Here is an 11,526-nt window from a genome sequence, read left to right as displayed (position 1 = left end):
ATGACTGATTCTGCACAATCCGAAGCTAATGCATCTGCGGCACTTCCTTTATCTGTTTCGGCGCGTTTAGGACGTTTGCAGTTCCATCTTTCTGGTAAATTCCGAGTGCTTCAGTGTGCAGATGTTCAAGATGGGTTACGTATTTCACAAGACACCATTCGACTTATTGCTTCTGCTTGCGATGCTGTGCGACCAGATCTTGTAGTTTTTAGCGGAAACCAGATTGCAGGTTATGAAAAAGTATTTGCAAAAACTTTTCAGCGTAGACGCTGGCAGGAATCTTCCAATATTTCGTCTTCTGATAAGAAGCAATTGGTTGATAAAGTGCACGAATTCGTTGCTAAGTTAATGAAGCCGTTAGAAGATCGCAGTATTCCATGGGTTGTTACTTATGGTAATCATGATTTCCAGTGCGGTCTAAATAATGAAGAGCTTGATAAGATATATCAAGATTTTCCATGTTGCATGAATCGTAGTGCTTCTAGTGCATCTTCTGCAAGTGCTATGCAATCGACAAAATGTGTGTTGCCAAAGCAGATTATTTTTACATGCGAGCCTGGTACTTTTGCCTTGCCTGTTATGGATGAGAAGCATGAAAAGGTTGTTTTTTCAATAGTTTTAGTTGATTCTGGAGATTATGCTAAATCAGGCGGCTATGGTAGCCCTTCTAAAAAAACTATCGAGTTTATTTCTGGTCTTTCTTCTTATTTGCCTGAGCATATTTGTGTTTTTCAGCATTTTCCATTGCCGCAATATTATCGTGTTCTTCGTGAAGTTCCGCAAGAACTTGCTGCGCGCGAACATGCTATCGAGGGGTATCGTACTTTTGCTGGCCGCTATTATGCTCTTGACGAAAAACATGTTCTGCCCGATGGGTATTTAGGTGAAGGAATTAGCTGCCCTGACGTCGATAGTGGCGAATATGCTGCTTTGCTTGATGCCGGAGCTTTTGCGCTAATTGCCGGTCACGATCACCGCAATTCTTTCGCAGCTAAAGATCCCGAGAGTAATATGCTATTTGTTGCTACTCCTACATGTGGTTTTGGATCTTACGGTCCTGAACCTGCTAAAAGAGGCGTGCGCTTGCTCGAATTTGATATTCGTCATCCGTTTGAACCGCGTACGCAAATGCTTGAATTTGGGAATCTTGTTGGCAAACCTTCTTCCAAAAAAGCCTATACTTATGCTCTTACAGCTGAGTCTGAGCATGAATTGCCAGAAGTAGATTTATTGCGTAAACCATCATTGCTTACTAGATTGATTCGTCGATGGCGTCAACGATCTACGCGCTAATTTAATCAGTTTTAATAGATTGCATGAGCGCGTTGGCAAATATGCCGGTATTATAGTGAATAGTGTTTTAGCGCGAACGAAAGAGGTAAATGTGTCCGCACACAATACGGCTGAACAGAACAACAATAGTGGCATTGACGCTGCAGATGTGTTGCATGTAGAAGGTGGTAAGCCGCTTAATGGCACTATTAAAGTGCGTGGCGCAAAAAACTTTGTTAGCAAAGCTATGGTTGCAGCTTTGTTGGCACCAGGTAAGTCTGTTCTAAAAAACGTTCCTGAAATTCGCGATGTTCATGTAGTTTCTGATCTGTTGCGTTTGCATGGTGTTGACGTTGAGGTTAATGGGCCTGAAGGCATTGTGACAATTGATGCCACAAAAGTGCAGCTCGCAGATGTAGCTGACGTCGACACTCTTTCTGGTTCGTCTCGTATTCCAATTCTTTTTTCTGGTCCTCTTCTTCATCGTCTTGGAGAAGCGTTTATTCCTGCGCTTGGAGGATGCAATATTGGTGGTCGTCCAATTGATTTTCATCTTGAGACGTTGCGTAAACTTGGTGCAAATGTAGATAAAGATCATGAGGATGGTATACATATTACTGCACCTAATGGCTTACATGGCACTAAAATTCATTTGCCTTATCCTTCTGTCGGTGCAACCGAGCAGACTTTGCTTGCAGCGGTTCTTGCAGAAGGTCGTACAGAGCTTTCCGGAGCTGCAATTGAGCCAGAAATCATGGATTTGGTAGCCGTTTTGCAAAAGATGGGTGCGATTATTTCTGTAGACGTTGACCGTACTTTCCGTATTGAGGGAGTAAAAGAGCTTCAAGGATACACTCATACGTCATTAACTGATCGCATCGAAGCAGCTTCTTGGGCTTCTGCTGCTCTTGCAACACACGGAGATGTGTTTATTAAGGGCGCAACTCAGCCAGAAATGATGACTTTCTTAAATGTGTTCCGTAAAGTTGGCGGACAATTTGATGTTACAGATAAAGGAATTCGTTTCTGGCATCCGGGTGGGGATTTGCATCCGGTTGCTATTGAAACCGATGTACATCCTGGTTTTATGACTGATTGGCAGCAGCCTCTTGTCGTTGCGCTTACTCAAGCGAAGGGCTTGAGTATTGTGCATGAAACTGTTTATGAAAATCGTTTTGGTTTCACGAAGCCACTTGTGCAAATGGGAGCTATGATTCAGCTTTATCGTGAATGCTTAGGTTCGCTTCCTTGCAGATTCCAGCAGCGCAATTACAAGCATTCTGCAGTGATTTTCGGACCTACTCCGTTGACAGGTCAAGATATTGATGTACCTGATTTGCGCGGAGGCTTTAGCCATTTGATTGCAGCTCTTACTGCTCAAGGTCCGTCGAATGTGCGTGGAATTTCGCTAATTGATCGAGGATATGCAGATTTTAGAGGCAAACTTTTAGCATTGGGTGCTAATATCGACTGATATATTCTTCTACTTCTTCTACAAAACGTGAGTTTTGTAGGTTTATAAGCTTTTATCCACAATGCTATAAAAAGCTTTTTTACGCATAAATTTATCGGTACAGTAGTCGCAACTGTAATTCAATTACTCAAAAAATTAACTGAAATATTTGATGAGTAGTTGGAGTTTTCAATATTGCGGAGGCGTAACGATGGTTTGTGTAGGCGGACGCTATCAGCTGCTTGGTGAGCTGGGGCGTGGTGGCACTTCAACAGTGTTTCTTGCTGTTGACACCGTTTTGCACAAGCAATGGGCTGTTAAAGAAACGCTTCTGCAAGGAGATGAAGAGTATCAACAACATATTATTCAATCCTTACGCGCTAAAGCGAATGTTTTAAAGGAATGCGATCATCCAGCTATTCCGCGAATTGTTGATTTTTTTGAAGAAAATGGTAGAGCTTATGCTGTTCGCGATTATGTAAAGGGACGTTCTTTAAAATCTATTGTAGAAGAATCTGGATTGCAAAATGTTGAAACTGTTCTTGATTTAGGTATGCAACTTTGCTCAATACTTTCTTATTTACATTCGCATTATCCGCCAATTATATACGGTGATCTTAAGCCTTCTCAGGTTATGATTTCAGAAGATGGCACAGTCCGTTTGATTGATTTTGGTGCTGCAACGCAATTATATGCAAACGGGGGAGTGCTTGATTTGCGCACAATAGACCAGTGCGACGCGCGATTTGCTACTAATATTTTTACCGCTCCTGAAATTTTGAACGAAAACTCTGCAGCAACTACTTCAAGCGATGTGTATTCGATTGGAATGACATTGCGTTACGCATTATTACCAACTGAAGTGCCTAAAACAAACGTGCAATCTGCTGTACTATTGCCTCATGAGAATCGTGAAGTAGTAGAACAATTAGTGTCTGTGCTCGCAATAGCTACAGCTACTAAACCATCTCATAGATATAAAGATTGCGACGAAATGTTTTCTGCACTGGAAGCGTGTGAGCATACAGAAAAGCATTCGCAACAATGCGACACCTCTACGAATGTATTGCGACGCAAACAATGCAAAAATAGTTTTAAGCCTAGAAAAAAGCGCTATGCAATTACGGCATTAATTGTTGTAGTACTAGTTTTTATAGTAATTTTATTCAACTGCTTAGGTTTATTTGTTGGGAATGCTYTNTSTMWNATMSAMATMWGMMRNCTKYYGAYGRWGAGSMWAGTAGTAAAAGAATTGAGGAAATACGCAAAAATAATAAAAGCTACGATTCTTACATGCAATTAGCTGAGCGCGAAAGCAATTCGGATATTGCGTGTCGCTATATTTCTCATGCAATGCAAGTGCAAAATAGTATGATCAAGAAGAAATATATAAGCAAAATATCATTTAAACCTCTCCAAATTTTATTGCAAATTCAACTTGCAGATCAGCAATGGAGTGCCAACGAAGAGCAATGTTTTGTTGGTTTGATTAATAAATACGAGCAAAACTTGCGTCCTGTAAATAAAGATTGGTTGAATATTTCTATAGAAATAGGCAAAGCGTATTGGTACTATTTTGCAGGATTTTCTGGAAAAGTTTCGCAAACAGAACGATTATCTCGTATGCGAGTAGCAAAAGTATGGTTCCAAGAGGCTCAAAAATATGAGAAAGATGCGAATAAAGCGTCTTCGCAAGCTGTAGAAACTAATTCTGATGGCATATCGCATACTGTTTCAAATCAAAAAATGTTAAGCGCGTACATCGCTATTTCTGACGCTTATGCGCAACTTGTTGATGTTTCTAAAGATTGTGCAAGCGTAGAAACGTATAAAAATTATGTGAATCAATTACAGCAGCTAATGCAAATTGTTGAGAAAGATCACGGAGACGTTTTATTTGTGGATACTGGAGAACTAGTTTTGCAATCAATTCATTCGTGGTTGCCGATGTTCCTAGAAAGCGGAGCCAGTAAACAAGAGATTCAGCAAATGTGCGACAAGGCAGAATATCTTCTTAAACAAGCGCATGCGTCAAATGATGAGGCTGTAAGTAGAAAGAAAAACGCAATCGATAGCGTCAAAAAAGTTCAAGACGAAATTAATCTAGCTTTTTTGCAAAAGAAATAAAAGAAATAAAAGGAATAATAAAAAGGAGGGAATAAATGTGTAAACAAAGAAATTTGGGGGATATGTGGTTTTTCAAGCGATTTAAATGCGGCTGCGCTCGCATTGGCGTTTATATTGGGATTATTGTATTTATTAGTGCTGCTATAGTTGTTGCATTATTGCCACTTAATTCTATTGCGTATGCAAAAAGCAGCTATAACGCAGCCAAAGGATTGCATATAGCAAATGTTTCTGTTATGACAAAACAGAAAACTGTTCGCACTCAAGGCGAGTACATGTTTACTAAACGTGCTGCTTCGCTACTTATAACTTTTGATGGATTGGACGCTTCGGAAATTAGGAACGCGCATAAAGCTACTGTTAGCGTTGGAAGATATCAAATAGTGAGTGCCAAAGTTGATTTAGCTAAGATTGAGGCGGTGTCGTCGCTAGTTAATATTCGTTATAAGATCCGACCTCGAGTATTAGGAATAGTAAGAGTTGAATTGCAAAAAGAAGGAATATACGATTTGCAAGATATCTCTATAAGACTTGCTGCTGTAACAATGCATCCTAAACGCATATGGGGAGGAGTTGACTCTAATTCTCATGTTTCAAAGCAAACTAACTATATTTCTAATGAAAGTAAACTTTCTGGCAACAAATTGCGCTCTCGTAAGCCAATATTAAGTATTCCTGATTCAGTTTTGAATGCTTCAGATTTAACAAAAGATAATTCTTATAGCAAGCGTCCAAGATATATTGTTATTGACAAAACTGTTCCTCGCTTGAGTGTTAGTTATGACAACAACGCATCGTATGAAGGCAAATATTTTCGTAATAATCGAGCTTCAAGAATATTAATACAGGATGATTCGTTCGTTTTCTCGTATTTGCTTCACGATTCTTATCCTATTGCGAAAGTTTTTGCTGATGGTAAGCAGGTTATGGTACTTACAGCTAAAAGCTTTAAAAACGATGGTGTGCATACAAACGTGTGGTATGCTGATGTTTCTTTTTCGGGGGATGCTTCTTGGGATGTTCGCTATTGTGTTGAAGATTTATCGGGTAATGCGAGTTCTTCTATCAGTAATAAATTCATTATTGATACGCTTTCGCCAACTGTTTCTATTACTGGAGTGCAACAAGGCGGAGCGTATTCTCATGCTGTAGTTCCAACATTAGTTATAAAAGATCGTTGGCTAAAACCTGCAAGCGTAACGTATTCGCTGAGAAGAATGCGATATGCTAAGGAATTGCGTTCTTTTGTGTCTAGAAAAGCTGATTCGCAAAGCGTAAGTGTGCAATACGCAGGTTTTTATAATGGAATTCAAGACGATGACGTATATCAGCTTCAGTGGAGTGCTAAAGATTTAGTAGATCATGTTATTTCTGGTAAGTTGCAATTTTCTATAAATAGAAGCGGTTCCTCATTTAGTATAGATAGTTCCACTAAAGCAATGAATCGTAAACAATTGCAAAATGCTAAAGATATTCATATTGAAGAACTCAATCCTAGCGGACTGGCAAGTCCTGCAAAAATTAGTGTTATGCAAGACGGTGTAGAGAAGATTTTATCAAAACAGGATTTTTCTGTAAACAGTCGCACAGATCGTGGCTGGCAACGATTGACTTACACTATTTTTAAACGGAATTTTGCCGATAACGCTCATTATCGTGTGCGCATTATGTCAGTAGACAAGGCAGGCAATCATTCTTGTAGCGAAAGTGCAGTTAGCAAAAAGGAAGGAATGTTGCAATTTGCACCAGCTTCCGTGCAATTTACAGTAGATAATCTTGCTCCAATCACAACAGTGTTTGATATGCAAAATAATTCTACTTATCGCACTAATAAAGAAGGAAAAATTTTACGTATTAGTGCAAAAGATAACATAGCATTGCAATATGTAACAATCGATGTTGATGGTAAAACAAATCGTATTTGGAGCGGTAAAGATGTGAATAAATCAGTTTTATCTATAAAACTAAAACCAGACGGTTTTACTCACGACGTATTAGTAAAAGCTGCAGATTATGCGGGAAATATAACAACTTTGCAATATAAAAATGTAAAAATTGTTTCTATTGCAAATAAGCTTGTAAAAAAATCTGAAGCAGATAAAAAATCTAAAAATAGCGAGAGTAAAGATGCTGATAGTTCTGATGATGGTTTAGATGATGATTCCGACAATAGCTCCGATAACGATGATTGGATAGCTCGTTCGCAAGTGAAAAAATCGGAAAAATCTTTTGAAAATGCTGATTCCTTTAAGCGAAAATCGGTAAATTATATAGAAATTGTGGCTTATATTGGCACTGGAATTATAGCAATTCTTTGTGCTGCATTAGGAATTAGCATTATTTTTAAAAAGAAAATTAGCAATCAGTAAACTATTCTAATTAGTTTTGCTAGATTTGACAGGCATTGTGCGAGAAAAATAAAAAGCCCACTGCGGTGGAATGAATGCAGTGGGCTCAGTGGAGCTAATGGTAATCGAAACCACGACCTCTTCGATGCGAACGAAGCGCTCTACCAACTGAGCTATAGCCCCAATGTCTAAGACAAATCATCTTACGACAACTCTGCACACTGTACTACAAAGCTTGTATAAAAACAACATTTCTTGTAGTGCAGCGTGCTTGAGTGTCGTAAGTTAAAATACTAGTTTATTTGTTTTCTTTATTAAGTTTTGCTGCTTTCTTTGCTTTGTGCGCTTTGTATAAACCAATAAAAGTTGGCACAAGCGAGATAAGCAAAATTGCAACAATTACTAATTCAAAATTCTTCTGTACGAAATCAATCTTGCCGAAGAAATATCCAAGAAATGTGAAAAGCGACGACCAAACGAGACCGCCTAGTACAGAAAATGGTGTGAAGCGTATCCAACGCATTCCAGAAATTCCGGAGATGAACGGCATAAAAGTGCGTATGAATGGGAAGAATCTACCCAAGAATACTGCCAGCGGACCCCATTTATCAATCATTTTTTCGGTTTTTGCAACTCGTTCTGGAGTGAGCGCTTTTACTTTCCCGGATTCTACAATCTTTCGTCCGAAGAAATGACCAATAAAGTAATTGCACTGATCGCCAATAATTGGGGCTAGCCACACTACGGCAAGTAATAGTGGAAGTGGAAGCGCGCTATGACCTGTTTGAGCGTCAGGAGCTGCAAAAAACCCTGCTGCGAAAAGAAGTGAATCTCCTGGAAGGAATGGGAAGAATACTACGCCTGTTTCAATAAAAACAATGAGAAAAATAAGGCCTAATGCTGGAGCTGTGCCCATTGCAATCCAACTTGCAATAGCTGAGCGTGGATCCTTGAGTAGGTTAACAATAAAATGAATAAATCCCATAATGTCCTGTCATAAATTTTGCGTATTTAGTGACGCTTGTTAATTAAAAATCAAGCGAAACAACTGTTATTTTGAGCCTAGCAGTCGCCATAAACGGTTGACACTTTTTGTGCACACGCTATCAGTTAATTGCGTTATAACATACAATAATAGTTAGTAATGTAATGTTGCATGGTTAAAACTTGAGAAATTGCTTGGCAATTAAAGATGGGCAGGAGAAGTAACGTATGAAGTTAAATGATGAGCATGATGGTGAATATCCACAAAGTTTTGCTCCGCTAAAGCCTAGGAAACGTTCTGCTCGTGTAATCAATGCTAATGAAGTTTTAAAAAAGAATGATGATTCGAAAAGCAAAATTCCTGACGAATATGTAAACATTGGTTTGCCGGAAACAGACTTGTCTATTGCTGATTTTTCTCGTAAGCATTCTAATCCAAAGAATTGGTGGATTTATTTTGGCGTTCTGCTTGTCGCTATTGTTATTCCGTATTGGATTGGTCGCACTATGGCAGCTCGTCATACTTCGTGGGTTATTTCGCATTGCTCTGGATTATCTTCGCAAGGTGTTGTTTTTATTTCGTGGGTAATCACAGTGTCTGCTTTTACAAGTCTTGCTATGGCGTTGATTGACACTCATCGTTGGATTTGGCGGATAATGTTTGCTGTTTTTCTGGCTTTAGAACAACTTATTGCCGGATTATGCATGCTAAACATGAGCTTCTGGTATTCGACGTATGTGGTCTATGGTCATGCTTCAGGTTTAGCGAATGCGGCAAATCTTGGCATTATTTCTGCAGGTATTGGAGTAGCTGTATTTGCTGTCATTTTTGTTGGTTTGCTTGTCATTGTTCCTAAAACCTCGGCTTTGAATGTTCTTACGCGTAGTTGGGCGTCGTTCATAATGTTTTATGCAATTGAGGTTTTGGCAATTCTAGTTGTGTTATTTGGTGGCTTTATGACCGCAATGTAATATTTGGATTTTGCGAAAATAAGTTGTTTGCAAGTGGTTGTATGATAGAGACTTGGCGTGTAACGCCCGCGGATTGAGAGCGCTACAGCAGAAGGTTGTGGCACCGCGCAGTGATATTAAGGAGGACGCCGTGGCATTAACGGCTGAAGATAAGAAGAACATTATCAACGAATACGCGACGCACGAGGGTGACACGGGTTCCCCAGAAGTGCAGGTCGCTTTGCTTAGCAAGCGTATTGCTGACCTTACTGAGCACTTGAAGGAGCACAAGCACGATCATCATTCTCGTCGTGGCTTGTTGCTCATGGTTGGTGATCGTCGTCGTCTTCTCGATTACTTGAAGCGTGTTGACATCAACCGTTATCGTTCTTTGATTGAACGACTTGGCTTGCGTCGATAGTCTTGTAGCCCGGGCTTAGCTCGGGCTTTTGTATTCTTTGTGCTGTACGCAGGTACGTGTACGCATAAAAATTGTTCACATATTCACAGATTTGGGGTAAGTGTTGTGAACAATATTTAAAATTWAWAAMTATTATTGCAAACGATCCCAGACTTCAGCGTGCTCCAAATTTTGTTAAAGAGCAAGCAAAAAAGCAAATTCGTAAACAAATTAAGTCAGAGATTCAAAAACGTGTTCCTCAAGCTCAATGGCATATATCTACTCGCATAGCTAACGATAGTTATGCGAGTTTGCGTTCTGACGTTGCTTCAATACAGTCACTTGGATACGCTTTCCCAGCAGTATTTCTTGTTGTAGCAATGATGATGAGTTTAACTGCTATGGCTCGTATGGTTGAAGAAGAGCGAGGGCTTATTGGCACATACTTAAGTTTGGGATACGGTCGTTCTACTGCAGTAACAAGACATGCTTTCTTCGCAATATTTGCGTGCTTTGTTGGCGGCGGAATTGGCGATATTATGGGTTTTCTTGCAATTCCTTCACTTTTACTAAAAATCTTGCGTGGTTTATACGCCGTTCCAGACGTTAGGTTGAAGTATGACTGGCTATATGGTTCTTTGTGTGTGCTAGCATTTGTGATTCCTGTTGCAATATGCACAATCGTTGTTAGTTGGCGAGAAACAAAGCAAGTTCCTGCAGCTTTGTTAAGACCAAAAGCTCCAAAAGCTGGTTCTCACGTTCTTCTTGAAAGGTTGCCTTGGATTTGGAAGCGAATGAGTTTCTTGAATAAGGTTACTGTCCGCAATTTGGCGCGATTTAAAGGCAGATTGTGCATGACTATTGGTGGAGTTGCCGGTTGTACTGCGCTTATTGTTTGCGGTCTTGCTTTGAACGATACTGTTGCGACCTTGGGTATTCGCCAATACGAGGGAATTTATCGATACGATATGATTTCTATCTCGGCTCCAGGATCTTTCCAAAATATGAAGAAAAGCGTTGAGCAAGACAAGTCAAATAATAAAGTAGAAACTATACTTCCGGCTTATGTGGGCTCTGGAGAAATAGCTAAAAATCAATCAAATAAGTCGAATAGTCGTCATGTTGAGGATGCAGAAAGTGTGCAGTTGGTTGTTGTAAAAGACACAAAAGCTTTGTCTTATCTTGTAAATTTGCAGGATGTGAACAATAATTTGCAAACTATTAAACTTACGGATGAAGGTCCGTTGCTTTCTCAAAGTGCTGCTGCATCTCTGGACATTACTCGTGGTAGCGAAATTAATGTGACGAATACTAGTTTTAAACGTGCGAAGGTTAAAGTTAAAGCTGTTGTTCGTAATCTTATCGGTTCTAATATTTACATGACTGAACATTGCTACGAACGCTTATTTAATGGAGAAAACAGTAAGCTTTTGAAACATAATGCGTTAATTTTGCGTTTGCGAGGTAGCGATAATAATAAAATTAAATATGCCGACAAGGTTTCTGAACGTGACGGTGTGCTTGCTGTTATGAATATTACGCGTATGAAGCATGCTTTTAGTTTTGATCTTATGAATGCTGTTGTTGCTTTAATCGTAACTTTGGCTGCTGGCTTAGCTTTAGCTGTGCTTTTTACTCTTGCAAGTACTAATATTTCGGAGCGTACTCGCGAAATGGCTACGCTGAAAGTTCTTGGTTTTTATCGTAGAGAAGTTCATTCCTATGTGCATAAAGAAATGCTTACCTTAACGGTTATCGGCATTGCAGTTGGATTGCCATTAGGAAGGCTTATTGCAGGATTGTTGACTAGCGCGCTTCGTATGCCGTCTTTGTATTTTGAAGTTGAAGTAGCTCCTTTAAGCTATTGCATTGCTGGCGTTGCAACACTAATTTTTGCGTTAATTGTGCAATGGGCTACCAACCCAGCTTTGGATCGCATAGATCCAGTAAGCTCACTTAAAAGTGTGGAATAGTTGCGCGAATTGTGGAAT

7 protein-coding genes, 1 tRNA gene and 2 pseudogenes are annotated in these 11,526 nt (G+C 39.6%); 8 read left to right on the top strand and 2 right to left on the bottom strand.

From position 1 onward, the window contains the following. From A5295_RS00800 to A5295_RS00785, 5 genes and pseudogenes are all read left to right on the top strand, one after another. A partial coding sequence (locus A5295_RS00800; protein ID WP_064621461.1) for a metallophosphoesterase occupies positions 1 to 1,293 on the top strand: 1,293 nt, incomplete at its 5' end. 91 nt (positions 1,294 to 1,384) lie between these two features. Further along, positions 1,385 to 2,746, top strand: coding sequence for a UDP-N-acetylglucosamine 1-carboxyvinyltransferase (murA, locus tag A5295_RS00795; protein WP_004109784.1), 1,362 nt, complete (start codon positions 1,385 to 1,387; stop codon positions 2,744 to 2,746). 190 nt (positions 2,747 to 2,936) lie between these two features. Beyond that, positions 2,937 to 4,028, top strand: a pseudogene (locus A5295_RS06435) (serine/threonine protein kinase). Then, the gene (locus A5295_RS06430; RefSeq protein WP_231875260.1) at positions 4,019 to 4,852 is read left to right on the top strand and encodes a hypothetical protein; all 834 of its coding nucleotides are present in this window, start codon (positions 4,019 to 4,021) and stop codon (positions 4,850 to 4,852) included. Before A5295_RS06435 ends, A5295_RS06430 begins: the two are co-directional and overlap by 10 nt. A gap of 35 nt (positions 4,853 to 4,887) precedes the next feature. Then, positions 4,888 to 7,221, top strand: a complete 2,334-nt coding sequence (locus A5295_RS00785) for a hypothetical protein (RefSeq protein ID WP_064621460.1) — start codon at positions 4,888 to 4,890, stop codon at positions 7,219 to 7,221. 89 nt (positions 7,222 to 7,310) lie between these two features. Here the strand turns inward: A5295_RS00785 and A5295_RS00780 are convergent. Together A5295_RS00780 and A5295_RS00775 are read right to left on the bottom strand one after the other, a co-directional pair. Next, positions 7,311 to 7,383, bottom strand: a tRNA-Ala gene (locus tag A5295_RS00780). Between the two features lie 115 nt (positions 7,384 to 7,498). Then, positions 7,499 to 8,185 (bottom strand): DedA family protein, encoded by a 687-nt coding sequence (locus tag A5295_RS00775; RefSeq protein WP_004109778.1) that lies wholly within the window; start codon positions 8,183 to 8,185, stop codon positions 7,499 to 7,501. Positions 8,186 to 8,412: 227 nt separating this feature from the next. Between A5295_RS00775 and A5295_RS00770 the strand changes: the two genes are divergently transcribed. From A5295_RS00770 to A5295_RS00760, 3 genes and pseudogenes are all read left to right on the top strand, one after another. Continuing rightward, positions 8,413 to 9,156, top strand: coding sequence for a hypothetical protein (locus A5295_RS00770; protein ID WP_004109776.1), 744 nt, complete (start codon positions 8,413 to 8,415; stop codon positions 9,154 to 9,156). Positions 9,157 to 9,286: 130 nt separating this feature from the next. Beyond that, positions 9,287 to 9,556: a 30S ribosomal protein S15 gene (rpsO, locus tag A5295_RS00765; protein ID WP_004109774.1), complete on the top strand. Its 270-nt coding sequence runs from the start codon at positions 9,287 to 9,289 to the stop codon at positions 9,554 to 9,556. A gap of 134 nt (positions 9,557 to 9,690) precedes the next feature. After that, positions 9,691 to 11,508, top strand: a pseudogene (locus A5295_RS00760) (FtsX-like permease family protein); the annotation flags it as partial. Positions 11,509 to 11,526 lie beyond the last annotated feature (18 nt).

Origin of the sequence: Gardnerella sp. 26-12, from assembly GCF_001660745.1 — a bacterium.
GTDB classification, from domain to species: Bacteria; Actinomycetota; Actinomycetes; order Actinomycetales; family Bifidobacteriaceae; genus Bifidobacterium; species Bifidobacterium swidsinskii.
Note: the sequence above shows the minus strand (reverse complement) of the source record. Positions and strands in the feature narration are given on the sequence as shown.

Coding starts and splice junctions, on each gene's coding strand:
- A5295_RS00770 (WP_004109776.1), top strand. CDS start 8,413: ATGAAGTTAAATGATGAGCATGATGGTGAATATCCACAAAGTTTTGCT.
- A5295_RS06430 (WP_231875260.1), top strand. CDS start 4,019: ATGCAATTAGCTGAGCGCGAAAGCAATTCGGATATTGCGTGTCGCTAT.
- A5295_RS00775 (WP_004109778.1), bottom strand. CDS start 8,185: ATGGGATTTATTCATTTTATTGTTAACCTACTCAAGGATCCACGCTCA.
- A5295_RS00785 (WP_064621460.1), top strand. CDS start 4,888: ATGTGTAAACAAAGAAATTTGGGGGATATGTGGTTTTTCAAGCGATTT.